General features: G+C 67.7%; 23 protein-coding genes and 1 pseudogene. 14 read left to right on the top strand and 10 right to left on the bottom strand.

The genetic code is table 11. From position 1 onward, the window contains the following. Positions 1 to 28: 28 nt before the first annotated feature. From ABGB06_RS23840 to ABGB06_RS23830, 3 genes are read left to right on the top strand one after another with little or no spacing between them, the layout of a single operon-like run. Positions 29 to 202 (top strand): hypothetical protein, encoded by a 174-nt coding sequence (locus ABGB06_RS23840; protein ID WP_347592701.1) that lies wholly within the window; start codon positions 29 to 31, stop codon positions 200 to 202. Continuing rightward, a complete protein-coding gene (locus ABGB06_RS23835) occupies positions 199 to 1086 on the top strand; it encodes a transposase (protein ID WP_347592699.1) in 888 nt (295 codons plus the stop codon). The genes ABGB06_RS23840 and ABGB06_RS23835 overlap by 4 nt, the downstream gene beginning before the upstream one ends. After that, on the top strand, positions 1050 to 1400 hold the full coding sequence (locus ABGB06_RS23830) for a transposase (RefSeq protein ID WP_347592955.1): 351 nt from the start codon (positions 1050 to 1052) through the stop codon (positions 1398 to 1400). Before ABGB06_RS23835 ends, ABGB06_RS23830 begins: the two co-directional genes overlap by 37 nt. Positions 1401 to 1561: 161 nt before the next feature. On the opposite strand, the gene ABGB06_RS23825 is transcribed toward ABGB06_RS23830, so the two are convergent. From ABGB06_RS23825 to ABGB06_RS23790, 8 genes and pseudogenes are all read right to left on the bottom strand, one after another. Continuing rightward, positions 1562 to 1981 carry a hypothetical protein gene (locus ABGB06_RS23825; protein WP_347592969.1) on the bottom strand — a complete coding sequence of 140 codons (420 nt, stop codon included), beginning with the start codon at positions 1979 to 1981 and terminating at the stop codon, positions 1562 to 1564. 238 nt (positions 1982 to 2219) lie between these two features. Beyond that, a pseudogene (locus tag ABGB06_RS23820) lies at positions 2220 to 2348 on the bottom strand (transposase); the annotation flags it as partial. Between the two features lie 213 nt (positions 2349 to 2561). Continuing rightward, the gene (locus tag ABGB06_RS23815; protein ID WP_347592697.1) at positions 2562 to 3131 is read right to left on the bottom strand and encodes a hypothetical protein; all 570 of its coding nucleotides are present in this window, start codon (positions 3129 to 3131) and stop codon (positions 2562 to 2564) included. A gap of 86 nt (positions 3132 to 3217) precedes the next feature. Next, positions 3218 to 5422 (bottom strand): CHAT domain-containing protein, encoded by a 2205-nt coding sequence (locus tag ABGB06_RS23810; RefSeq protein ID WP_347592695.1) that lies wholly within the window; start codon positions 5420 to 5422, stop codon positions 3218 to 3220. After that, positions 5419 to 6597 (bottom strand): hypothetical protein, encoded by a 1179-nt coding sequence (locus ABGB06_RS23805; protein WP_347592693.1) that lies wholly within the window; start codon positions 6595 to 6597, stop codon positions 5419 to 5421. Before ABGB06_RS23805 ends, ABGB06_RS23810 begins: the two co-directional genes overlap by 4 nt. Beyond that, a complete protein-coding gene (locus tag ABGB06_RS23800) occupies positions 6581 to 7330 on the bottom strand; it encodes a hypothetical protein (protein ID WP_347592691.1) in 750 nt (249 codons plus the stop codon). The genes ABGB06_RS23805 and ABGB06_RS23800 overlap by 17 nt, the downstream gene beginning before the upstream one ends. Before the next feature lie 1044 nt (positions 7331 to 8374). Beyond that, entirely contained in the window at positions 8375 to 8659 is a 285-nt protein-coding gene (locus tag ABGB06_RS23795; RefSeq protein WP_347592689.1) for a hypothetical protein, read from the bottom strand. A 105-nt stretch (positions 8660 to 8764) separates the two neighbouring features. Continuing rightward, a complete protein-coding gene (locus ABGB06_RS23790) occupies positions 8765 to 10840 on the bottom strand; it encodes a PrsW family glutamic-type intramembrane protease (RefSeq protein WP_347592687.1) in 2076 nt (691 codons plus the stop codon). Positions 10841 to 11220: 380 nt separating this feature from the next. Here ABGB06_RS23790 and ABGB06_RS23785 point away from each other — a divergent pair, with 380 nt between their 5' ends. Together ABGB06_RS23785 and ABGB06_RS23780 are read left to right on the top strand one after the other, a co-directional pair. Continuing rightward, the gene (locus tag ABGB06_RS23785; RefSeq protein ID WP_347592685.1) at positions 11221 to 11550 is read left to right on the top strand and encodes a hypothetical protein; all 330 of its coding nucleotides are present in this window, start codon (positions 11221 to 11223) and stop codon (positions 11548 to 11550) included. A gap of 11 nt (positions 11551 to 11561) precedes the next feature. After that, positions 11562 to 11852, top strand: coding sequence for a hypothetical protein (locus ABGB06_RS23780; RefSeq protein ID WP_347592683.1), 291 nt, complete (start codon positions 11562 to 11564; stop codon positions 11850 to 11852). A 257-nt stretch (positions 11853 to 12109) separates the two neighbouring features. Here the strand turns inward: ABGB06_RS23780 and ABGB06_RS23775 are convergent, their stop codons facing one another. Beyond that, entirely contained in the window at positions 12110 to 12823 is a 714-nt protein-coding gene (locus ABGB06_RS23775; protein WP_347592681.1) for an SDR family oxidoreductase, read from the bottom strand. Further along, entirely contained in the window at positions 12820 to 14178 is a 1359-nt protein-coding gene (locus tag ABGB06_RS23770) for a hypothetical protein (RefSeq protein WP_347592679.1), read from the bottom strand. The genes ABGB06_RS23775 and ABGB06_RS23770 overlap by 4 nt, the downstream gene beginning before the upstream one ends. Positions 14179 to 14558: 380 nt before the next feature. On the opposite strand from ABGB06_RS23770, the gene ABGB06_RS23765 reads away from it, so the two are divergent. From ABGB06_RS23765 to cas7i, 9 genes are all read left to right on the top strand, one after another. Continuing rightward, positions 14559 to 14711, top strand: coding sequence for a hypothetical protein (locus ABGB06_RS23765; RefSeq protein WP_347592677.1), 153 nt, complete (start codon positions 14559 to 14561; stop codon positions 14709 to 14711). Positions 14712 to 15438: 727 nt separating this feature from the next. Beyond that, positions 15439 to 16596 (top strand): hypothetical protein, encoded by a 1158-nt coding sequence (locus ABGB06_RS23760; RefSeq protein ID WP_347592675.1) that lies wholly within the window; start codon positions 15439 to 15441, stop codon positions 16594 to 16596. Between the two features lie 366 nt (positions 16597 to 16962). Further along, the gene (locus tag ABGB06_RS23755; RefSeq protein ID WP_347592673.1) at positions 16963 to 17514 is read left to right on the top strand and encodes a hypothetical protein; all 552 of its coding nucleotides are present in this window, start codon (positions 16963 to 16965) and stop codon (positions 17512 to 17514) included. 140 nt (positions 17515 to 17654) lie between these two features. Then, entirely contained in the window at positions 17655 to 18275 is a 621-nt protein-coding gene (locus ABGB06_RS23750) for a hypothetical protein (protein WP_347592671.1), read from the top strand. A 545-nt stretch (positions 18276 to 18820) separates the two neighbouring features. Further along, positions 18821 to 19498: a hypothetical protein gene (locus ABGB06_RS23745; protein ID WP_347592669.1), complete on the top strand. Its 678-nt coding sequence runs from the start codon at positions 18821 to 18823 to the stop codon at positions 19496 to 19498. A 4-nt stretch (positions 19499 to 19502) separates the two neighbouring features. Then, the gene (locus ABGB06_RS23740) at positions 19503 to 20045 is read left to right on the top strand and encodes a hypothetical protein (RefSeq protein WP_347592667.1); all 543 of its coding nucleotides are present in this window, start codon (positions 19503 to 19505) and stop codon (positions 20043 to 20045) included. Positions 20046 to 20836: 791 nt separating this feature from the next. Beyond that, complete coding sequence (locus tag ABGB06_RS23735; RefSeq protein WP_347592665.1) at positions 20837 to 21694, top strand: CRISPR-associated endoribonuclease Cas6; 858 nt, start codon at positions 20837 to 20839, stop codon at positions 21692 to 21694. 73 nt (positions 21695 to 21767) lie between these two features. Continuing rightward, a complete protein-coding gene (locus ABGB06_RS23730) occupies positions 21768 to 23189 on the top strand; it encodes a hypothetical protein (protein WP_347592663.1) in 1422 nt (473 codons plus the stop codon). After that, positions 23186 to 24244, top strand: coding sequence for a type I-B CRISPR-associated protein Cas7/Cst2/DevR (gene cas7i / locus ABGB06_RS23725; protein WP_347592661.1), 1059 nt, complete (start codon positions 23186 to 23188; stop codon positions 24242 to 24244). Before ABGB06_RS23730 ends, cas7i begins: the two co-directional genes overlap by 4 nt. Positions 24245 to 24286: the final 42 nt, after the last annotated feature.

Here is a 24286-nt window from a genome sequence, read left to right as displayed (position 1 = left end):
GTGCTCGTTCGGGTGATGGTCACGGGCCGTGGGAGAGATCACGGTCGAGCTGACGGAGTTGCTGTTCCCCGGCGTTGCCGACGTGGCGATCACGTCGGTGGAGGTGCGGCCGGAGGCCATACGCGTTGCGGCGTGCGGCACCGCGTCCGGTGTGCGCTGGCCGGTCGTGCCGGGGCTCGTCTGGCCCGTCTGCTGGGCATGACGGCCGGTCGAGACACCCTGTTGCGGCTGGTCCGCGCCCTGCCCGACCCGGACAGGGCCACGCCGCGGGTGCTGGGCGTGGACGACTTCGCCTTCCGCAAGGGCCACACCTACGGCACGATCCTGATCGACATCGACACCCACCGACCCGTCGACGTGCTCCCCGACCGCGAGCCGGCCACCCTCGCCGCCTGGCTGGCCAGCCACCCCGGCGTGGAGGTGATCTGCCGCGACCGCTCAGGCGCATACGCCGACGACGCCCGCACCGGCGCACCAGAAGCGATCCACTGCGCGGGCCGCTGGCACCTCTTCCACAACCTGGTGGAGGCCGTGGAGAAGACAGTCATCCGCCACCGAGCTCTGCTCCCCGAGCCCGAACCTCCCGACGACCAGCCTGCACTGACCGCCGAGGACGTCCAGGCCGCCGTGCCCACGGCCCCGGCGACGGCCACCCCGCGCACGTCCGGGCGGATCAGCGACCGCACCCACGAACGCCACCAAGCCGTCCATGACCTGCACTGCCAGGGCCTCAGCCTGCGCGGCATCGCAGCCCAGCTCGGCCTGGCGCGCAACACCGTCCGCCGCTTCCTGCGCGCGGCGAGTGCCGATGACCTGCTGGCGGGAAAGTGGACCGGCCGCGCCTGCAGCCTCGATGCGCACAAGTCCTACCTCCACCAGCGGTGGGCCCAGGGCTGCACCACCGCCCGCCGACTGTTCGAAGAGATCCGTGACCGCGGCTACACCGGAGGTGAGAGCGTGGTCAAGGAGTACGTGCGGCGGTTGCGCGAGGCCGTTCCCCAGGAGAACCGGCCACCCCGTCGGCATCCGTCCGTGCGGGAGGTGACCAGCTGGATCACCCGCCGGCCAGACCGCGTCAGCGTCTGACCGCCATCCTCGGCCGCTGCCCGAGCCTGGAGAAGACCGCCCACCACGTCCGGACCTTCGCCGAGATCATGGCTACACGCCACGGTGAGCAACTGGAGGAGTGGATGGCCAAGGTCCACACCGACGACCTGCCGGACCTCCACTCCTTCGTCGCGGGCCTGCGTCAAGATGCCCAAGCCGTCGTCAACGGCCTCACCCTGCCCTACAGCTCCGGAGCCGTCGAAAGCACGGTGAACAGGATCAAGATGCTCAAGAGGCAGATGTTCGGCCGAGCCAAACTCCCCCTCCTCCGCGCACAAATTCTCCTAAGCTAACACGCAGTCACCACACCAAAAGACCTGCGACAGAACCACCTTCGCGCCGTCGCCGACACCGCAGCCGGGCCTGTAGCTCGGCGATCTGTCCTCGCAGGTCGTCGGTCAGCAACCGGCGGCGTCCTGTTGTATGCCGAGCCCTTCGAGGAAGGGCTGGATGTTCACCCAGTCACCGCCTGCTCAACGCGCCAGGTGGGAACGCCTGCGTCGGTGAGCCGGCGGGCCATGACATGGGTCATCGCCCAGTAGATGTGGAAAGCGGACGAGGCCGGGTAGTGCTCGTAGTCGCGGACCAGGTGCCGATGGATTATCAGGATTCCGTAGCACTGCTCGACCCTCGACCGCTTCGGGGAGCGGAACGAACGCCTTCTCCTGGGATTGCGCTCGACGATCTCGACATCGATGCTTAAACCGGCGTTCGTGGATGATGACCTGGTTCTTGAAGCCCTGGTCGACAGGGCCTTCTTTGCGGTGCCGTCGGTGTGCTCGGCGACCTGGTTCAGCAGGGCGATGCCCGCGGCGTTGTCGTGGGTGTTCGCGGCCAGCACGGCCGCGGCGATGACCAGGCCGAGCACATCCACGGCCAGGCCCCCGTCTGCGGGCCGGCACTCTCTTCTCCGGATCCCGGCCGGTGGTCGAGGCGGGGACCGAGGCGGCTGCGTGGACGCTTTGGGCGTCCAGGACCACCAGGGTCGGGTCCGGTAATCGACGAGCCCGCCCGCAAACCTGGCAGCGCAGGAGCTCGTGAATGACCAGGTCGGTGTCGTCGTCGCGCCACGCGGCGAAGTAGTAGTAGGTCGCGCTCTTCCGAGGCAGATCGTGCGGGAGATAGGTCCACTGGCAACCGGTCCGGCCCTGGTAAAGGATCGCGTTCACGACCTTCCGCATCGCGTAGGCACCCTGGTGGCCACTCACCGACCGGTGCCGATCCTTCCAGGCCGTGATCACCGGCTCGATCAGAGCCCACTGCTCGTCAGATAAGCCGCTCGGATACGGATTGCGTTCACTCTCCCCCCATCACCCCATCAGACCAGCGGGATCGGACCTGTAGATTCCGCCCACGCCCACCCCATCCGGCGACGACAGAACCATGCAAAGACTCATGAACCACCCTCTCGGAGGTCACCAATGTTGCGCGTGCCTGAATGACTCTGTCCCGGCCTACCGGGCAGGAGGTTCGGAGGCCTGGACGTACGGGGGCAGGTCGAGGAGGATCTCCCGCCGCTCGTTTGTCGATCCGCTGACTGCCGCGACCGAGATGCAGGCGCTGATTTCGAAATCGGTGCTCACATTGTTCGGGGTGCGGGCGACGAAGAGGAGCTGGTTCGCTCCTGCAGGCAAGGTGCCGTCGGCGGAGTGGAAGTCCCAGAAGAGCCCGCGCGGCTCGATCCGTCCTGCGACGAGATAGGGCGCGAAGTGCGCCTCCGGAACGGAGAACCAGAGATCGTCCGCCTGCTCGTGCTCCGGCGAGGCGCCTGGCGAGAGGTCGACGAGGCCGGTGACGTGGCGAGATTCCATGATCGATCGTGGGAAACCGGACACCATCTCGACGTCCTCCGTCGTGGGCGTGATCCTGAGCCGGGTCCAGCGCAGCACGAACGGGTCGGAGGTATGCACTCGAAGGCCGCAGGAGACAAGGAGCACACCGTCGGTGTGGTGGAGGGCTTGGAGTCGGCAAGGCCGGCACTCGACCTTGTCCTCGACGACGAGAGCGGAATTCGCTTGCGTCACTCCGCGTGTGCTCGGCTGTGGACGAAGTACAAGGGCTCGGGAAGCGTCGACGAGCGGGACGTGCATCGCCTGGTTCCATAGCTGGTTCATCGGTCTGCCCCCAGCGCTCCGATGTGCACGAACGGGGCCCAGTAGTGGGGGTGGCTAGTTTCCTCAGCGAAGACGGACCGTGTCCGTCCGAGCGCGTCAGCCATGGAAGCACCGGTGTTGATCCGGTGTTCGTAGAGCGTAGTCAGGAACCGAGCAGTCGCCCGGTCGTTGACTGGCCACAGCGATCCTGTCACTCCGGAGGCACCGGCGGTAATGAACGCCGAGGCGAGGCTCTGGGTGTGGCCACCCTGGTGTGCTGCGGCATCGGCCGTCTCGCAGGCACTGAGGACGACGTGGGTGGCGTTGAGGGGCGCCAACGCCATCTCGAAGGCGAAGACCGGCCGGTCCTCGAGCAGGAGTCTCGACAGATGCGGCGCACCGGGTTCGAAGGCGGCGTGGCAGGCGATGTGGAGGATGTCGTTGTGGGCCGTGCCATTGAGCAGGTCGCGCGAGGTGGCCCCTGGGTCGAGGACGATGTTCGGGGATCGGAAGTGCGCTCCGATGGCCTGCAGTTCTTCACGAACATAGGACAGTTCCGGCAGCGGGGAGTAGGCAACGGACTGCGTTCCGAGCCCGGTCCAGCTCGACGTTGCCGTGAGGGGGCGTTCCCCGCAGCTCATGCCGGCCCGTAGGTCCATCGCTCTGGTGCTGTAGGTCACGGCCTTGCCGCGGAAGGGGTGCATGGCGTGAAACGGCATGCTCTGCAGTTCTGCGCACGGCACCACCACGATCGCCGTGGCCTCGTCGATTAGATGGCCGACCGGCGCGAGCAGGCGCCGGGCCGACTCGTCGAGGGCATCAGTCGGCAGCAGATCGCGACATTCCCGGGCAGCGCTCATCGCCAACAAGCGCAGTTCGAGCCTGGGCGTCGCAAGTCGTGCACAGATCAGTGATTCCGAGGTCACGGCGAACACGTACACATGTTCGCCGATGGCCGCGTAGGACACCAGCAGGGTTCCTGGAGTGACCGCGCGGCGCAGGTCCGCTATCTGTGCATCGACCAATTCGCGAGAGGCGGCTCGCGCTTGGGGAATCCGACCGAGCATGTCGTTCCGAAACAGTATCCAGTCGCCTTGGTCCTGGCATTCTGCCAAGGCGAGACGATCCCCCGTGGCGAGCGCGTCGCGGGCATAGCCGACGAGTCGCGATGCCTCCGCGGCGATCTCGTCGCGGACACCTGCGCTGAGCGCCGACTCGTACGCCTCGCTATCCCTAGGCAGCAAGACCGATCCGGATTTGGCCAGTTCCCAGACCACGAATGCGGAAGCGTGCTGACGGGCCTCGATCAGCGCGTTTACGGACCTGGCGAAGAGCGAATCATAGCGATCACGGGCCTTGCGCCGGAACCGTGCAGAGGAGTACGTGGAAATTTCCTCTGTGGCACGGATCGCAGCTTGCAGATAGTCCTCCGCTGCGGCAGCTGCGCCAGACCGGCGGCTTACAAGGTCGGCACGCATGACAGCAGGAGTGAACAGAGACTCTTCCGGATCGGTTGCGGACCAGGCATCCGCCTCCGCGAGGGCCGCTTCGACTCGTCCCAGTTCACTGAGGCAGAACATGGTCTCCGACCGGATCCGCTTTGCCCACAGCTTGTCCGAGGCCTCCGGTCCTATGGCGCTCAGTGCCCGGTCCGCGTGACGGAGTTCGGACAGCGACTCAGTCTGCAGACCGAGGCCCCGGAAAATGGTGGCCCGACCGAAGTGGATCGCGAGGAGCGCGCCAGCGTCACTGTAGTCGCGTTCGGCGTTGGCGGCGCGATCGATCGCCGCCAAGGCGTCATAGAGTCGGCCCATTTCGCCCAGAACGTTGCTGAGAGCCACGTAGGCGCGCGGCAAACGGTGCGGTTGACCGACCCGCCGCAGGACGGTGATTGCCTCGACGACCATGCCTAGCCGTCGCTCCGGTGCCTCGCCTCCCGCGCTTGCCCGGGCCAGACTCAGGAGGTTTTCCGCCAGCACGGCTGTCGGCTCCACACGGCGGAGCGCCGCTACAGCCTGGCGCAATCCCTCCGTCAGTAGTTCCTCGCTGAAGCCTCCACCTTGGAGTCCGGACATGAGCACGCTTGGCGGTAGAACAAGAACGGGCGCGCCGATACCTATTGCGGAGATCGATTCTTTCTTCAGGGCTACTGCGGCCAACGCGCCGTCGAGGCCAACCCGCAGCAAGTCCGCCATGAGCTCGTCCTGGTCTTGGGCGGTCACCGGCGTTCCTTGAGTTTCCAGAGTGTCAGCAGCATGTGGTTGGAGAGCACGTTCTCCGGCTCCTGTTCCTGCGCTTTGAGGGTCGCCAAGGTCGCTGCGCGGAAATCTCCCAACAGGAAGTGAATCAGGCCCGTGTAGGCGAGAGCGGTCGTATCGTCCGGGCGTAACACCAGATAGCGGTTCAGCGACGCCAACGCGGTGGTGCGGTGCCCCAGGGCCAGCTCGGCCAAGGCGATCTCGTAGTGTGCGGTGGACGCGGAGGACGTGAGGTCCGCGGCCATGTGCAGGGCTTGGACAGCTTTGGAAAGATCCTTCCGCTGAGTGTTGCTCAGCCTCTCAGGAGGCACCAGGAAGTCGGGGAGCGCCGCACGGTAGGCCATGCCCAGGCCGAACCATGCCCGCGGCGAGTACAGGCTCCAGGCCAGGACGGGGACTAGGAGGTCGATCGCATCGTGCCGGCGCCCGGCGAGCACCAGGCGAAGTCCTGTGTCCAGTTGGCTGGCGATCTCTTCGTCCGAGGGCTTCACTTGGTTCAGAGCCCGGAAACGGTACTCAGCCAGAACGCCACCGACTCCTTCGGGATCTCGCTCATGAGCCCGCTTGAAGCTAACCATGCTCTGCTCCGGGCTCAGCAGCGTGAGCTCGTCACCAAGTTGGATCAGGGCCATGGCACGCCGCGCCGCGTCTTCGCTCTCATCGTCGACCACGTTGGTGAGGGTGTCGACCGACGCCTGGTAATCACCGGATGCTACGTAGACTCCAACCAGGTGGCGCTTGGGCAACGGATGCGCGACACCGGTCGCAACCGCGCGAAGAAGGTGCTGCTTGGCCCGCTCCCGACGACCGAGCCGCTGTTCGAGCTCGAAGGCCATCAGATGGAGGTCGCAAAGGCCTGCGGACAGATGGGCAGTAGTGAAGGCGGTGTCACCCTCGAAACGCTCGACAGCGTTTAGGAAGACCCCGCGCTCTGCGGCTGCTGCTAGTGCGATCTGGTGCTCGACCTGGATCAGGGCGGCTTCCAGTCCGGCACCGGAGCGCAGTGCTTCGGCCGCTGCAGTCAAGGCGGTGCTAAACGCCAAGCTGATCCGGCCGGACCGGGTGACTGCGTCGTCGCCCAAGGCTCCGAGGAGTTCCCAGTCGGGCGTAGCACAGCCCTCGTCAGGCGAAGTGCTCATAATCAGCATCGCCGAGAAAGACGGGCCGCGACTGTGCTTGAGCCGGCTGCGGGGGTGGTGGCCCGTCCAGCCGCGTATCGAGTGTCGCCCGTCGCAGCAGCCGCCGCCGTACACTCTTGGCTCGGAACAGCGGTGTCAGTTCACCGTGCCCGACTACCTGGGTCCCTATGTTGCGCGACGCGGTGACGCGCAGCGCGGTCCGGCCCTCGAACTCCGGCGCCCCTGTTTGAGAGCGGAGTTCGATTCCGCCCTGCCCGGCGTCCGAGATGAGCACTGTGCCCTGCTCCGCGCGGATGACCTCAGTTACGACCACCAAATCGTCCTTCCACTCGCCCGCGTCGGATAGGGAAAGGATCTGCTCTTCCAGGGCCAGCAGGTCCTCGATGGCCTCAGCTACACATGCCTCCGCCTGGAACCACACGGCCCCTTCACGCGAGAACCTGATGGACATCGCTGCCCCCGCCGGAACATCCCATGGACCCGATGCCGCTGAGGCCGTCCCGCTGACCGTCACCTCAACACCGCCTGACGATGCGTACGCGATCGTCCCCATCGTTTTGCTCGGTCTCGTCTCGAAGTGCACCCCGAAGTCGGCAAGCTCGCCCAACCGTTCGAACCGATGCCCGGCCATCCGCCCGACATCCCCGAGCCCGATCTGGAGGGTGGGAACCCATGTGGCGGAGTAGCCAAACCTTTCCCGGAGTTCTTTGGTGTACCGCGCGCTGACGCTCACTCGTCCGGCTCCTCCGACCACCACAGACGCCCCCTGAGCAGTGAATCAAGGCCCTCATGCTAGGGCACCAGAGTTCGTCGCTGAAGAGCTTCGTCGGGATACGGGCCCAGGATGATCATCCTTTCGAGTGATCGAAGTGCGCGAACATGTTCGTACCCCAGTGCCCGGCCTCATCCAGACCTCATCCAGAAGAGGAAATCGGCTCACGAACCACCCTCTACGAACCCCACAGCCCACGGGAGAGCACCTCACGGGCGCAAAGCCGACCAGTGTCACCTGGGCAATCGCAGCCGCCAAGCCCTCGCTCACGCGAAGGCATTGCAGCGACGGACATTGGGGGGAGACGCCGTACATCCGGGGCCAAGGCAGTGGCCACTCGACAGCGACAGTCTGCTGGTCGAGATCGAGGCGCAGGATGCCGCCGTCGTTGGTGTACACCTGACGCCAGGCGGCGTAGCCGGTCGTGATCACCTTCTCCCAGTCTGCAGCGCGCAGGATGCTCACCTCCAAATGGGAGGTCATGGTGGCGTTGGTCATGAAGAGCCCTTGGTCGATGTGGCGGACATGCTCGGAGTAGCCGCGGCGGCAGCCTAGGAGAGCACGAGGGCGGAGATACCTTGTTCTGGAGGTCAAGGTCGATGCAGTGAGAGAGGACGACGATGTACCAGGGGACGTCGCCCAGTTCCTCGCGCAGGGCTTGACTCCAGGCCGGGCCCGTCACGCAGGCGCTTCTCGTAGACGGTGACGACGGACCCGACTTCGCCGACCGGGACACCTCCGCAAGCTGACACCCGGCGCCCGCGGGCGGCTACCCCGTGTTCACCACCGTCTCCAACGACCCGATCTTCCCGCGCCCTCCGCGTCCATGCGATCGGAGTTGCCCGCGGACGGGGGATTCGGCCGGGGCATCGAGGGATGGTGGGCCGAACGGTTGTTCCCAACGGCTGCCCCGGGACAAGCCCACGACCGGCGGCACGGTCCGCCGCAACGCTGCGTCAGCGCGGTCGTCCGACCTGCTGCCGGCTGGCGAGCGGTAATGGTTCGTTAGCTCCGTTGCGGGCCCTCATGGGTGGGGGTAAAGGAGTCCAGCAGGACATCAAGATCGAGGACCAACATGAGCGAGTACTTGTTGAGAGCTGAGAGACACCTGAAGATCTGGCGCGCGGTGGCCTCCTCCCGGTCAAGGTTCGAATCGAAGTCCCGGATCATGAACAGCGCGTCGTAGTCCTCGAAGGGGAGATCAGGCTCGTTTTCGTACTCGTGAGCTAGTTCCAGCTCGATCGCGGCATGCCCGATACTCGCCGCGAAGTTGATCACTTCGTGCTCCACGGGAGCCAGGGAAACACCGCAGCAGCGTCCGATGTCCGCCACAAGGGCTTCCACCGGCTGCCGAGGACGGATGAAGATGTTGTGATGCCGACTCACTGTCCACCTCTACGGCCAGATGATGTTGTAATCACGACCTATGATCCTGATCGAGTCCATCCGACCAACGTTGTTCCGCAGGAACCTTTCCAGACCCTGGCGCGCCTGGGCTTCGGTCAGGTCACTCCTACTCGCGTTGATGATCGCCTCACGCGCTTGATGCTTGGCCTTGTTGAGGTTGTTATTGATCGCGTTCTGGCCGGCGTTGGGACTGAGCGTTTTGAATTCAGTTCGCACACCGTCAACCAGGGCATCTGGCGTCCGAACGCCCGGGGTTGTCGATTCCTTCAGCGCCTTAACGCTTCTTCCTTCTGATGCCAGAAGGTCGGCGATCTCACGCTCTTCCGGATTGAACCTCTTCTCGGATTCGTCGATCCTACCCTTGCGTCCTCCAGTTGATGAACTCCCTGAGCTGGGTCCACCACCTCCCTCGCTTACCTCGTTGTAGGCGATGGCTGTGCCCACGCCGAGGACACCTGCGGCCAGGGAGGCGTTGATGGCCGTCGCGCTGAGGACGGCGCCGCCGGTGGCGGCACCGCCTGTGATACCGGCGAAGGCGAGGGCCCCCGGCGGGCAGAGCGCGAAGAGACCGACAGCGAAGAGGGCCAGCCCGAGATAGAAGAGGAAGTTGTCCAGGGCGGCGATGAGTGAGGCGCGGTCCGTGTCGACGATCTCGGCGTCGAGGGGGGTGCCGACCAGGCGTATGTACAGCAGCCAGCCGCCCGCGATCACCCCGCCGGCGCCAGTGAGGATACGGAAGCCGAGCGCGGCGACAGGTTCGCCGAGCGGCTGGGCGCGGGTGGGACGCCAAGCACGGACGAGGAGGACGAGCACGACGAGGGTGAAGGCCAGCGACGCGGCGGCGCAGCCGAACAGGACCCAGGTACCGGGTGAGCGGGTGAACCACTCCCCCAGGGCGTGGGTGGAGGGGAAGTTCCCGGCGGCGAGGTAGAGCAGGGCCGGCAGCGCCAGCAGCAGGGGTATCGCCAGGAGGGGCCAGCGGCGGCGCCGGGCGGCTCGGCGGGCGGCGCGGATGCGGGCGGGGTCCCAGCGGCCGTACTCATGGGCGTGGTCGAGCAGCGCGGCGGTCTGACCGACGGCCTGGCGCAGCGGTTCGATGCGATGTAGGTCCTCGGTGCGGGTACGCGCGGCGGCGTACAGCAGGCCCCGGCGGGCACGCACGAAGCGGGACACGCCCAGCGCCGTGTACGGCAGGTGGCAGTTACCGGCACCGATCAGCGCACCGGCGCGGCCGGGACGTTCGCCGGCCAGCAGGACACCGGGGACGGTGGCCTTGCCCCACCGCAACGCTCGCCAGTCCACGACCACCGCGCCCAGCAGGCTCGCCATCGCCGTCGGGACCAGCAGGTCGTCGGCCCAGCCGACGGCGTCGTAGCCGTTGTTGACCGCCCAGTGGTGCCAGATCGCCGCCCCCAGCGGCGCCACGGCCAACGCCCGGCGCCACCCACGAGACCGCACCAGCAGCCCGACCGCCAGCCCGTCCAGCACGCCCCACGGCACGTGCCGCACGGTCCCGATCGTGCCGTCCCAGCTCAGGCCGATCTCCACCACACCGGTAGAGGAAGGCAGCCAGGAGAACAGCACCTCCTCCACCGACGGGTAGTAGGCCGCGTTCAGACTCAGACCGGCCTGCCCCATCCAGCCGCCGTCCGGCATGGAGGTCAACGAGTTCGGGTCCGGCGGGTTGTTCAGCAGCGTCTCCAACAGCCCGAAGCCCGACCCGACCGCCGCACCCAGGACCACCCAGTCCGCCAGACCCCACTGCCGCCGACGCACGCTGAGGAAGCAGGCGGCCAGCAACAACGGCACGGCCTTGGCCACCTCCTCGGCCACCGGCGCCACGCTGCGCGACAGGGAATCGGTGACCTCCTCCGGGACGCCGCCGGCCTCCACCGCGATCCGCCACCAGCCGAGGGAGAACAGCAGCACCAGCACGCCGGAGCCGTACACGCCGACGACGAACGCCAGCAGCACCGTCGAGAGGCGGGTCGCCCGCACCGGCCAGGCCACCACCGCCAACTGCAGCACGCAGTAGACCGCCGCCCCCACCATCACCAGACCCACCCCGGCCGCACCCCCAAGCGCTACTCTGCGTGGATCAGTTGTTGCGTCAGAGGTTAGGGGTGGTGGAAGGGTCTTCGCTACTCGTCTGGTCCCGGTCGTGTACACAGTTGGCTGGAGCTTTCCGCCAACCGGTCGACGAGGGAGACGCTCGGCGCCGGCCCCCTCGCCCTCTTCCTTGGCCACATCGTGCCCACGTCACACGTTCTGGGGAGCCCTTCCAACGAGCTCTGTCGCCACCTCCACGAGCGCGGCACGGACTCCCGGCGGGCTGAGCGGAACGCCGCGATGGCCGGGACACCTCCGCGAGCACCCCGAGCACGTTCGTCTCGACGGTGGAGTCGAAATCGGTGGCGGGTTGGGGCCCATCGGTGGTGCCGGCGTTGTTGATCAGCACGTCGATGCGATGCAGTGCCGGCCCACGGGTGGGCGCTCCGAAGGTCGCCCGCACCATCACCGACCGGTGGACCGCCGAACCCGATCGCACACGAACCCCGCCGGGCAGCACGGTGGACAACGACCGCACGTTCCAGCTCATCGAGGTTCGAGCCGACCACATCCATGTCGAAAACCTGCTCGATCTCGGTAACAGCCTGTACCACCGCGTGGAAGACCTGCGCTGGACACCCGGCCGCCGACACCGCCTCGCCCCGCTGATGGGCTTGTCCCGACGCCTGCCGAGGCAGGTGCGAAAGGGGCAGCGAGGACACTAGGTTCAGGTCGTATGGCCAACGAGACGGGCAGCAACCACAACAGCAAGGGCGCCTGGAAGGTAAGCAAGACCATTGGCGGCGGCCAGGACACCGACTGGGAATACTTTTGGGATCCCGACGCCACTGCGATGAGCGAGGCGGAGCATCAGCGTCTGCTGGCCCTCATCTTCAGGCCAGCGGTAACGGCACTGGCTGAGTCAGCGGCCACTGAGCCGGACGACGTTGTCCGGCACCGCATCCAGGATCAATGCCCGCTTCAGGCAACGGGACACCTCCACGAGCGCGGAGCGGACACTTACTGATTTGCGACGCTGTGGCTACTTTGCCACTTCTTGACTACGAGTCTGTGCAACTTGTCCGACGGCCATGCCGACCAGCGTAAGGCCGTCGAAGTTCGAATAGTCGTTGTCGCTGTGCTCCAACGGGCCCGGAGTGGGACAGCCGTCGGGTCAGCAAGCCGTGAGGCACCGCACCCCGAAGGCCACCCGATCGGTACGCCTCGCTCATGTCCGCTGCTTCGGTGCGGAGAGTTCGCTTGGCGGGCCGTCAGCCTGGTCGTTCACCAGGTCAGCGGCTCGCGGTCGTAGAAGAGCTGGCCGGTGGTGTGGGCGGTTTCGGGGAGGGTGGCGAGCCAGACGGGGGTGTCGGCGCCTTCCTCGACGTCGCGAGGGGCGTGAGCGCCGCCCATGTCGGTGCGGGTCCAGCCGGGAGAGGCGGCGTTGACCAGGACGCCGGTGCCGGCCAGTTCGGCGGCCAGGAGGCGGGTGAGGGCGTTGAGGGCGGCTTTGGAGACGCGGTAGGCGGGTTCGCCGGCGGCGTCGGTCATGTGGTGGAGGGAGCCGAGGTTGCTGGAGATGTTGACGATGCGGCCGTAGCCGGCGGCGACCATGTGGGGGATGACGGCGGTGGCGGTGCGCCAGGCGCCGAGCACGTTCGTCTCCAGGGTGGCGGCGGCGAGGGCGAAGTCGGGGCCGGTGGCGGGTTGAAGGCCGTCGGTGATGCCGGCGTTGTTGATCAGTACGTCGATGCGGCCCAGTGCTCCGATGGCGTGGTCGATGGCGGTGGTGATGCTGGTGGGGGAGCTGACGTCCAGCTGGAGCGGACGGGCATGCGGTCCGAGGGCGCCGGCGGTGGCTTGGGCGTCGGGCAGGTGGCGGGCGGTGACCCAGACGTGGAAGCCGCGGGTGAGGAGTTGGCGGGCGATTTCGGTGCCCAGGCCGCGGTTGGCGCCGGTGACCAGGGCGACGCGGGAGCTGTTCGGGTCGTTCGTCATGCCAGGGCGGTCAGGTGCTCGTCGAGCGCCGTCACGTGCGGGCTGTCGTTCCACGGGGTGAGCGAGGCGCGGAAGTCGGTGACGCTGGTGGTGCTGCGGGGTGAGTAGGAGCGGTGGGCCAGGGTTGCTGCCTGTCCGGCGAGGTCGCAGGCGGCGTCCAGGTGGCCGGCCTGGAGGTGGGTGCGGGCGGCGCGGATGAGGTAGATGGTGCGGTCGCGGACGTAGGAGCGGTCCTGGGTGTCGAGGGCTTGGGCGAGGAGGGGTTCGGCGTCCTTCGGCTGGTCGAGGTCGCTGAAGCAGGCGCCGGCCTGTGCGTGGAGTTCCGCGCGGTCGAAGTAGTAGATCCAGGCCGGGTCCTCGGCCGGGTGGGTCGCGTCGGCGGCGTCCAGCAGCCGGTCGGCCTCGTTCAACGCACTCATGCAGGTGGTGGTGTCATGGGCGCGGGCGGCGGCTCGGGCGGTGCGGCTGGCCAGCAGCGCGCGCACGCGGGGGCGGGCGTCGCGGGCCTGGTCCTGTGCGGTCTGGGCGAGAGCGATGCCGTCATGGGGTGAGCCGGCCAGGGCGCACTGGAAACTCATCCCGGCCAGGATGTTCGCGCCCAGCTGCCGGTCGTCGGCGGCGTGCGCGGCGTGCAGGCCGGCGGTGTAGTAGCGCTGGGCGGCCGCGTGCTGGCCCAGGTCGAAGGCGATCCACCCGGCCAGTTGCCCCAGTTCCCCGGCCACGGCATACAGCCGCCGCCCCAGGACATCGGGGTAGGAGGAGTGGCTCAGCAGCTCGCTGATCATGTGCAGGTCCGCCACGACCAGCCGGAGCACGCTCTGCCCGCTGAGCCGGTCGTCCATCCGCCGCAGCCCCGGGATGCGCTCCTCGACCCAGGTGACCGTCTCGTCGTCCAGGTGCCCGCCCTGCGCGGCGGCCACCGCGCGTTCGGGCTCCACGCTCGCCCAGCCGGAGGCCACCCCGGCCAACGCGACGCTGCTGAGCGTCAGGAAACCACGTCGATCGACCACCGCGTCCTCAACCTCCTCCAGGGCCGCCAAACAGCCGGCGATCGTCCATGCCTGCGCGCCGAACGCGTCCTCTGCGCCCGGCAGCCAGCGCGGCCACGGCAACAGGGCCACCCGCTTCGCGGGCACACCCAGCGCGTGCGCGAGAGCCCGCTGGGAGTCGGCATCGGGCGTGACGCCCTCCTTCTCCCACCGCCAGAACTTGTCCGACCCGCCCCGCGCCTGGTTGATCCCCAGCGCCGACGCCGCCTCGGCGAGCTTGCGGGCCGCTCCGCGATAGCTCCAGCCCTGCTGAAGCCGGGCGTAGGTCAACGGATGCGTCATCAACGCGGGCTGGTGCTGTGGCATCGTGCGCTCCCTCCACCGCCCCTCGCCTTCCACGGTAGCCCTGACACCACGTCACCCTCCCCCGCCGGAAGCCCCGACGGGAGGGCCACGACCGCTCTTCAGACACCGTTCAGACACCCCGGCCCACGAATCCTCCGACGGTTACGTTCAGACACCGTTCAGACACAGATCAGCCTTCTTCAGGGTGCCGATACCTGGTGACCTACCCCCACACCACGAAGCCGAGGCAGGGAGGCACCCACCCATGTCGTTACCGCACCAGCCGACGCGCACCCCCTCGTCCAGGACCTCGCGCGACGGCGCGACCATCCCGGGCGCCACGCTGCCGGGCTCGACCAGTCACAGGCCGAAGCGACCCGACGAACGGGAGGGGAGGAGCCGTGCCTGAGCCGATCGACTGGCCGGAAGGGACGCCGGACCACATCCGCAACCCGATCCCCCATCGGGAGCAATGCGCCTGCGGCCTGTTGCTCAGCGACGCCGAGCAGGCCGAGCACACCTGTCCCGCGCCGGCACAGGAGGCGACTCCATGAGTGGCCACCAAGCGGTAGGCCGCAGGCGCGCGGCACCGTTGGACACCGACCACCGCCTCCCTCGGGCAACCCGGGCGGACACGCGGTGATGACGGTGGTGGCCCAGATCAAGCACCACCCGAGCGCCCGGAAGGTACTGCCGAACCTTATGTCGTTGACTCCGCGGCAGCAGACGGGCATCGACTGCGTGCGCTGCGGTCGGCACCTGGGTGTCTCCTGGCTACGGCTGGGGGTGGTCACCCTGCCGCCCGCCAGGGAGGGCTTCGCCCCCACCACCTATGAGCTGTTCGCCTGCGCGCCGTACTGCGTACGCGTGAAAAGGCAGTCCTGGCGGGCGGAGTGGGGCCGGCCATTGAGCACCCCAGGCGCGGAGGATCCGGAGTTCGACAACGGACTGGAGACGCTCCGCCGGGTACTGGAGTGCCTGCGGCGGAGCGACGAGAGCCAGCCGCGTCAGCCCGTCCAGCACCCGGAGACGTCCTTCCCGCACCCTCCGGTCGGGGGAAGACCGGCCGCCGGCCCGCTGGTCACGTCTCGAAGCCGGCGCCTCGACTCCCGCTGCTCCCCTGAGGGCGGCGGCCAAGCCACGGGCCCTGCCGGCTCGTGCCGCCCTCCTGCCCTGCTCAGCGCACCGATCCGGGTCACCCACCTCAGTGGCTCGTCCCGGTCCCCGCTCGCCCCAGCATCAGGTCCGCCTGATGTCCCGGCCGACTGCTGAGCGAGTCCGATGACCGGTACGAACCGAAGGCAGCCGTTGTCCCTGGCCCAGGTGGCCCGTATGCCGTCCTGGGACCTCAAGCCGCTCTGGCAGGCCGACTTCCACGTCCTGGTCACCACCGCCATCGCCGACGCCGAAGGCCGGACCCGGCCCTCCGTGGCCGCCGGCCTGCGCTCGTCGGAATGGTGCGAGGACTGGCTGGACGCCCTCAACTGCGCCGCCGGCGACCTGGAAACGGCCGTCGAGCGCATGACCTACACCCACGACCCGCGCCTGGACGTCACCGATCACCGACTCAGGTGCGTACGAGCCGCGCTGTGCGAGGCCCGTACTCTGCACAAACGCCGCCACCAGTACCTGACCGTGACGGAGCTCGAACGGCGCCGGCAATACCGCGCGGATCTGGTGGCGCTCCGCTGGCTGCGCAACCACCACCGCGAGGAAGCCAACACGCTGCGCCGCACACTCCTGGCCCAGGCCGGGCTCCCCGCCCACCCACCCGGCTGGGGCAACGACGTGGCCGACGGGGTGGAGGTCATCGAACAAGCCGCCGAGAACGGGCTCCTGCACGCACCCCGCCCACCGGCCGTCGACGACCTCCTGGACCTGAGCGACCGGGCCTTCCGCGCACGCGTATCCGACGACGTCTGCACGCAGAACCAGCGGATCACCGCCCTACGCCACCCCGCGATGCTGAACGACTGGATGGCCGCGCTCCAGGAACTCGCCGACAAGACCACCCCCACCGCCCGCGTCGACGACCGCAACCTCATGCTCGCACCGCTCGACTACCACGAGCTGTCGGTGATGGCCGCCCCGGACGTCTACCGGATCATCCGCGCCCGCCGCTTCTACCGCGGCGTCGAACAGCGGATGGCCGAGTGGCGTCACCTCGTACAGCGCCTCATCCGCGATGCCCAGGCAGCCGAACAACGAGCCGCCCAGCCCTGGAGCGACATCGAACAACGAGTACGACAGCACATCGCCGAGCGCCACCCGCGCCAGTACGCCGCCGTGCGCCGCGCCCTGGCCCCGTTCGGCACCTACCCCGGGGCGGCGGATCTCGACCCCGACAGGTTCACCAGGAAAGTACGCGGCGAGCTCAAGCACATGCTGATGACCGCGCTGGACGACGGGACGTGGAAGCAACTCCTCCTCGAGACCTAACGACCAGGCTGCGGGCAGGCCGGGCGACGCACCACCTCCTGGAGGTAGTGGGAGCGGCGATAGCTCAACCCTGCACAGGGTGACGGAAGCACGAACGCCGCGAGGCAGGTGACCTTGCGGTGCGAGACCCGTTGTCCGCGCAGTTCTGACGACCATCACCCGACATCGGCCCTGAGTGCGTCCTGTCGCCGCTCAGCGAAGTTCACCCTTTCGGCGCACGCGGGGTGCACGACATCGCATCGCAAAACATGGTCCAATAAAGGTGTTCATCCCAGTCGGGAGGGCAACCCCGACTCGATCGCCAAGTTCTCCGGACGCTCACCGAAGAACGCCATCCACCAGCCCCCTTCACCAGGAGCCATTTCTATGGCAGCGGATCAACTCGCCATTGACGAGTACATCGTCATCACCAGCGACCCCACCACCGGCGAAATCTTGTGGACCTCGCTGGAAGAAAGCTTTGACCCACAGGAACTCGCACCCAACCAGACCGTCTACACGTCCACGACATCCGGCGAGACAGCACTTGTCGCCGACGGAACACTGCCTGCGGGTGTCCTTCCCAAATCACCGGCCAGCCATGAAGCCGCGGCAGCCGCCCGGCAAAAGCACTGGTCACAGGCCGACCTCAAGGAACAGCACGCAAAGTCGCGCAGAATCGAGGCATACCTCGTCATCGCGGGGTACTCCGCTCACACCGTCCGTACCGCATTCGGAGAATGGGCCGTCTGGGTAGAGAACGCCGTCCCCGAGGACGTTTTCCTCCACTGCCAGAGAAACACAGACGACTGGGCACTGCTGTACCAGCACCCGGCGGATCTTCCCGGAGAACTGAGTCGGTGGGGCGACGTCGTTCTCGGAGCCTCTTCGGAGATCGCCATCATCAAGGCATTCGCCCGCGAGATCCAGGCCTGGTAGAGCCGAGAGCCGCTGAACAAACGCCTTCTTCCCCCAATCCAATCACTGAAGGCGGCTCAGGCGGTGGCCGGGAGGGCAACCCCGACCACCGCCCCCGAACCGGGCCGTCCAGTCCCCCTCCACCATGAGAGCAGCACCAGATGCAACGCACAGACTTCGAACAACTGAGCCGCCAAACCGCCGAGAAGCTCGGCACCGACTGGGCCGTCACCTGCGAGACCGACTACGCCGGGGTCACCTGGTGGTCCGTACTGACCCACCCCGCCGGCCCTCGCATCGTCGTCTCCCCCCACTGGCAAGACGCGGGCCGCGTGGTGGTGACCGGCAGGTACCCGCCCGTGGACGAGGACACACAGCTGGCCAACCCTGCCCCGCGGATCACCGTCCGAGCCAACCGAGGGCCCGCCGTGCTGGCCAGGGAAATCACCCGGCGATTCATGCCGCCCTACCTCAAGCGGATCGCGGAAATGCGGGTCGCCAGCGCCCAACGCGACAAGCGCCAGCGGGCCCGCGCCGCACTCATCGAGCGGCTGACCGTGCACCTGCCGAACGGCGCGGACGTGAGCGAGTGGCCGAACGCGAGTGGCCTGACCTTCGCCGGCTACGGAGGAGAAGGCCACCTCGAGGTGTTCGGGCCCGACGCCCCCGTACACCTCGACATGAAATCCGTGCCCCTCGACGTGGCCCAGAACATCATGCGCCTGCTCGGCCAGGCGATCCGTAAGCAAGCCCAGACACGTCAGACCACCCGCCCCGCCTGACGAACTGACCGACCCACCGAAGCGGCGAGGGCAACCGCCGCTTCCAACCCCTTCACCGAGGAGCACGAATGATGCAGGACTCCCACCGCCAAGACGACGAAAGCAACGACTGGACCGAGCGCGCCATCCCGCTCATCCCCCGCCCCCGCGAAGAGAGCCAGACCGGCGGCGCGCCCTCCGAACCAAGAGCAATCCCCCACCAGCGCGAAAACGAGGGCTAGCCGCAGCCCTTCGCTTCATCGCACACGTGCCCGCCACCGGAAACCCGGCGGCGGGCACGCTGCTGGCAGTCGACACAAGTGGGCAACCGGCCGACCACCGACCTACTTCCAGCGCCCCCTTCACCGAGGAGCAATACCGAAACAGTAGGAACCCTCATCGTACGGGCGACCACGCCAACCCCCGCCTCCTCGTCGCCCAGTCGGAGCACACAGGCGCCGACCTCCCACCTCCCGCTCACTCTCGTCGGCTACTTTCGGACCCGCACCGCCGGCCCTCTCGACCGGCAGCATCAACGACGTGCGAAGCCGCGACAGAGGAGAGCCGTGGGCGCTGACGCCTCAGAGGTCCAACTGGCCACCCGCAGCGAACTCGCCACCCTGCACAACGTGAGCGTCTCCACCCTGGAACGTCTCTGGGCCCAACGGGCCAGCAACGGACACCCCGACCCGACCGACTTCCTCACCGGCCGCCCCGGACCACCACGCCCCCGCTGGAACGTCACCACCTGGACCCGCTGGTACGAGAACCACCGCGCCCAGCGCCGAACGGCCACCGTCCGAACCGGTAACCCCGACGACCTCGGAGGTCCTGCCGACTTCGCCCGCGCCTGCGGACACACCGACACCACCACCATCAGCCACTGGCTCAAGGACCCGCCCTCGAACTTCCCCCACCCCGACACCTGGATCGACCTCCCCAGCGGACGCCGACGCCCCCAGTGGAAGCTCCACCGCATCTGGGACTTCGCCGACAACCACCGCAGCCACCCCGGCCAACACGCCGGCCGCCGCCCCGGCACCCCCAGCGGCGCCCACCCCTACGCCAACGACCCCCGCCTCAACCTCGCCATCGAGGTGCTAACGAACCACCCGGAGGCCACCAACTCGGAGTTGATCCAGAAGTTGCAGAAACTCACCCCCGAGGGCTACAGATCATCCCGACCCGTGTGGAACCGCATCCTCAACGTGGCCAGGGGAACACCTGAAAAACCGGCAGAGTGACTCCATGACACATCCCTCCCCCGAGCACAGTGACGCCTGGGTAGAAGTCGAAGTCGACCATGCCACCTTCTGGCTGATCGACCCCGACATACATCCTGGCCATCTACCCCAGGGGAGCAACGGTCTGATCGGAGCTGACGAGCCCGGCGCGGCGGCCATCCTGACGGGAGTCGCCAACGGCCCCGTCTCCGTGTCCGTCGCGCCGCGCTCCGCTCCTCCGTCCGCCGTGGACCTGGCTTCGTGGGAGGAGATGATGGATATCTCCGTCGAGTCGACCACGGGTGCTCTGCGCGTGGCGTCACCCGTTGACGGCACGGTGCCTGACCTGCCACCCCTCACCTGTGCAGGCCCAGGCACCTACCGCGTCCGCGTCCACGCCCGAGGCCGGGACACCCTGTACGACCTGGTCACCGACGAACCGGTCGAGGACTATCTGATCCTGGCATGGCCGGCGCCCGCCGCACCGGAGACCTTCCACAAAGCCTCCGACATCACCGGCGCCAACTACCGCCTCTCAGCCGCCCGACGGACGAACGAGGAACGATGAACACCAGCGAGGCCGCAGGGGCCCGCGGAAGATCTCCCATCCTCACTCGTTGGTTCCCCTCAAAGGGGCGATGGCGGCCCGCGGCCTGCTGGATGAGTTCCTCGCGGTGCGCGAGTTGGTACTCCTCAGAGGGGCGATGAGGACCACCGGCCGTCTCGCCGCATACTCCGACCTCGCGCTGTTGGTACCCCTGGTAGGGGCGATGAGGACGCGGGATCGTGTTCCTCGCGATCACCGCGCTGTGGATGTTGCCACCCCTGGTAGGGGCGATGAGTACACCCCGCCGCCGTCATCGGCAACGGCGGAGGCGACGGGTTGCCACCCCTGGTAGGGGCCCCACGGTAAAGGCGCAGGTGGCAGCTTGTCTCGGCGGGGAGTTCCGGCGGCGTTTTGCAGCGGATCGTCGGTTGTGCTGGCGGCGCTGGTGTGTCGCTGAAAGTGCAGAGCGTCGGCACGTAGGGGCTCGCTTCAATGTGTGCCGAAGCGGCGGATCGGAACGGGTGGCCAGCTTCTCCCCCCAAACGCGGCGACGGGTTGTTGTTCCCCTCGTAGGGGCGATGATGCTGAATTCGAGGCGATCCTCAGCCGTCAAGCAGCAAGTTGCCACCCCAGACAGCTGACGCTGCAGCCTCGGCGGGGCGATGACGACTTGAGGATAGGCGAAAGTCGCAAGTGACCGCCTTGCCCACCTAGGGATGGTCCTTGCTACTTAATGGCTGTTCGATTGTTTTGATAGGCCCAGTGGTGCTACTTTCAGTCCCTCGTCAGGGACCCTGCGTCAGGACGACGGAGTGCCCACGCACGTCGTGGGCTTCGTTTCGTCACTGTGCCAGGGGCCACTGACAACGGGCCTGGGAGCGGTGACCGCTGCCCGGGCGGGGTTCGGGATCAGGGTGGGGTGGGACGTGCGGTTACGTATCGCTGTGCATACGAAGGCACGGAAGCTGGAGTGGGACGACGTGCTCGCTCCCGGTCGAGGGTTCTGCTATGGCCTGCTGGAACGCGGAGCTGCGGACCTGGGGGCGCGGCTGCACCGGGACGGTTGGGGGCCGCACGGCATGGTGCCGTTCGGCTACAGCGCTCCGGTCTTCCCGCAGGCGAGGCGACGCCGCGGGGTGTACGGGACGCACGGGCCGGGCGTCGTCGAGTTGGGGAGCCCGATGCCCGCGGTCGTCGAAGGGTGGGCCGCCGCGCTGAGTGCCACTCCGGTGATCGGATGGGGCGCGACCGCCCTCTTCGTCGACCAGGTGCAGGTCCTCGAGGCTCCGAACTTCTCTTCCGGACGCGCGTCGTTCCGGACGGTGACTCCCGTGGTCATGAAGTCGTCCGGCAGGGATGACGCCGGCCAACGGGTTCAGCACCAGGCGTGGTGCCTTCCGGGCGAGCCCGGGTGGGATGTGTATGTGCAGGGGAACCTGCGCCGGAAGGCGGAGACGCTGGGCCTGGACGCCGGCATCATGCTCGAAGCGGTCAGCTGGGTCGGCCCGAAGAGGTCGTTCGCCGTGGCTGCGGCCAACGGGCCAGGGGGCAAGAAGCCGGGCGCCTGCGTCGAGGTGACGCTGTCCGGTCCGCCGGAGACGCTCTCGGCCGTGCACTCGTGGGGCCTCGGCCAGGCGAACGCCGCCGGCATGGGGTGGATCGGTGCCTGACAACGCCCCCTTAGATGCGCAACCGCCCCCGCGTTCCGCTCCCACCATCCCTCCGAAGGAAGGAGCGCCCACGATGACTGACACGCGGCAGACGGAGTGGTCGGTGGTCCTGACACCGAGCCCGCTGCAACGCGTCGGAGCGTTCGCGCTGGCGGCTATGGCCGAGGTCGAGCATCCCGAGCAGCTGACTCCGGCGGCCTTCACGTTCGTCGTGGAGCGCATGACGAACGATCTTGTGGCCACTCGCAAGGTCATCAAAGCTGCTGATCCGGGTGGTTTTTGGCTCGGCGCCAGCTACATGCTCTGGCCGAACTCGAAGATCAATCCGACCAATCGAGGTAAGCAGTCACATCAGCAGCGAGAGGATGCGATCCGCGAGTGGCGCGCCGCGCCCGGACCCGAGGACCGGTTGGACGCACCGTGCGCCTACTGCGGCCGGGAGGCGTACACCTGGTTCGGCAAGGTGGACATTCCCCTGGGCGCCAGCGTCGCCCACCGCAACACCACGGCCCGCGGCCACCAGGGCACCCCCTTGTGTTATCCGTGCGTGGCCTGCCTGTGGGCGTTCCCCTACGGCTCAACGTTGTCGGGTGGTCGTGCCGTCCTCATCCACTCCTGGGACGACGACTTCCTCGCCGAGACCACCGGGCAGGCCGTGGACAGGACCGAGCGCGCGGCCTCGCTCGCCATGCCCAAGGGGGTGAAGCCGGGTCCGTACGCACGTGAGCTGGCGGTACTCCACGCCGTACGGGCATACGGCCGTCGCATCACCGCCCCCGTTGAGTTGATGGTGCTGTCGAATTCGAACAAGGAGCAGTCGCTCGCCACCCAGGAACTCGGGCAGCCCGTCGCCGAGTGGCTCCGGTCCACCAGAAGATCCGGCGACGCCCAGGCCGGCTACAAGGCGCTGGTGGCCACACAGGGCACGAAGCAGGTGCCGGGCGAGGCGTTCCTGGCCAAGCGGGCGTTCGCCCGACCGTCCCAGGTGCTGGACTTCGCCGTCGGTCACCTGCTGACGCAGATCTCGGCGACGGTCCGCCTGCCGTCCGAGATACACCTGCTGAGCCCACTCATCGTGTCCTACTGCCGAGAGGTGCTGACCATGGATGACAAGGACGTCGAACGCATCAAGGCTCTGGCGCAGCGCGTCGCGGGGCTCCTGAGCAAGGACGACCGTCCCGGCCCGTTTCGGGACTTCATCCGCGCCAACAGCAAGGGCGGCAACCTCCACGGTTGGTTCCGCACCAAGTCGGTGGACTGGCTGCTGTACCCGCGTCCGGAGGGAGCCACGCCGACGCTACTGCCGGTCCAGGACTACCGACTGCTGTTTGAGGACGACCGGTCCTGGTCGTGGCGTCGGCTGCTGGTGTTCGCCGTGATCGAGGCGCTGGGCACCGCCGGCTGGGAGCCCAAGGGCTCGAAGGAAGAGATGCAGGAAGTCGAAGAAGCTGCGCAGGCGGCAGGGGCCGACAACGAGGAGGAAGCAACGCGATGACGTTCCTGGTGGGTCAGAGCGTCCTGGAGATCAAGGCCGGGGCACCGAACAACGGACGCGGTGAGGACAACCGCGGCATGGTCAAGCAGTTCAGGGTGGGCCGCGGGGAGACATACCCCTACGTGTCCGCGCAGGCGAGCCGGCGGTGGCTCCGGGACAGCCTGCCGGCGGCCGAGGCGACCTCGCCCGTGATCCGCAGCGGGGAGGGCAAGAAGCAGCAGGCGTACACCCACGGCCGCCCGGACCTGTACCTGGACGACGACCTGTTCGGCTACATGATCGCCGTAAAGGCCGGCACCGAGGACGGCAAGCGGACGGAGTCGGGCACCTTCATGCGGGACACCGTGCTGGCCACCGGCACGCTGGTCGCCGTCGTGCCCAACGAACCCCAGATGGACTTCGGCACCATGAGCCGGGACTTCGAGCCCGGTACGCATCCGGTGATCCACGAGCACCAGATGTACACCGCGGACCTCGCCGGTGACCTGCTGCTGGATCTGCCCCGCGTCGGAACGTTCGAGATCGGCGGGAAGACCACCAAGCCCGCGTTGCCGACGCCCCTCGCCGAGTCACTCGTCAAGGACGGCGGCAGCAAGGTCACCCTGCGCGGTGTGGAGTGCGTTCGCCTCGCGGTCACGGAACGACGTCGTCGGGTGGCGGTGCTGCTGCGCACCATGGCGATGGTCAAGGGCGGGGCCAAGTGGTCGGCGCACTACGGAGACCGGACCCCCGGGCTGGTCATCCTGGCGCCCATCTTCGGCGGCACCAACCCGTTCACCCGGGTGGTGCGCGAGCGGCAGCGCGCGACCTACTTCGACGCCGAGGTGCTGCGCGAAGAGATCAAGGCGTGGGCGGGTGAGCTGGATGGTCCCGTGCGCATCGGCTGGGCCCCCGGATTCCTGGGCAGCCAGCGCGAGAAGGCGAAGGCCGACCTCGACGACCTCATCGCCGAGAAAAAGCTGATCCTGAATCACCCGCGAACGATTCTGAACACCCTCGCCGACGAGTTCGAGGCCGGCACGCACGATGACTGGTTCGACGACCGAGCTGCGTAGTCGCCGCCGCCGGCCGTTTCATCGCCCCGCCCGGGGAGCCAC

The organism is Streptomyces sp. B6B3 (genome assembly GCF_039871525.1).
Classification (GTDB): domain Bacteria; phylum Actinomycetota; class Actinomycetes; order Streptomycetales; family Streptomycetaceae; genus Streptomyces.
This window is presented reverse-complemented; position numbering and strand designations above follow the sequence as displayed.

Coding starts and splice junctions, on each gene's coding strand:
- ABGB06_RS23775 (WP_347592681.1), bottom strand. CDS start 12,823: ATGACGAACGACCCGAACAGCTCCCGCGTCGCCCTGGTCACCGGCGCC.
- cas7i (WP_347592661.1), top strand. CDS start 23,186: ATGACGTTCCTGGTGGGTCAGAGCGTCCTGGAGATCAAGGCCGGGGCA.
- ABGB06_RS23780 (WP_347592683.1), top strand. CDS start 11,562: ATGGCCAACGAGACGGGCAGCAACCACAACAGCAAGGGCGCCTGGAAG.
- ABGB06_RS23750 (WP_347592671.1), top strand. CDS start 17,655: ATGCAACGCACAGACTTCGAACAACTGAGCCGCCAAACCGCCGAGAAG.
- ABGB06_RS23755 (WP_347592673.1), top strand. CDS start 16,963: ATGGCAGCGGATCAACTCGCCATTGACGAGTACATCGTCATCACCAGC.
- ABGB06_RS23770 (WP_347592679.1), bottom strand. CDS start 14,178: ATGCCACAGCACCAGCCCGCGTTGATGACGCATCCGTTGACCTACGCC.
- ABGB06_RS23760 (WP_347592675.1), top strand. CDS start 15,439: ATGACCGGTACGAACCGAAGGCAGCCGTTGTCCCTGGCCCAGGTGGCC.
- ABGB06_RS23835 (WP_347592699.1), top strand. CDS start 199: ATGACGGCCGGTCGAGACACCCTGTTGCGGCTGGTCCGCGCCCTGCCC.
- ABGB06_RS23805 (WP_347592693.1), bottom strand. CDS start 6,597: ATGAGCACTTCGCCTGACGAGGGCTGTGCTACGCCCGACTGGGAACTC.
- ABGB06_RS23740 (WP_347592667.1), top strand. CDS start 19,503: ATGACACATCCCTCCCCCGAGCACAGTGACGCCTGGGTAGAAGTCGAA.
- ABGB06_RS23730 (WP_347592663.1), top strand. CDS start 21,768: ATGACTGACACGCGGCAGACGGAGTGGTCGGTGGTCCTGACACCGAGC.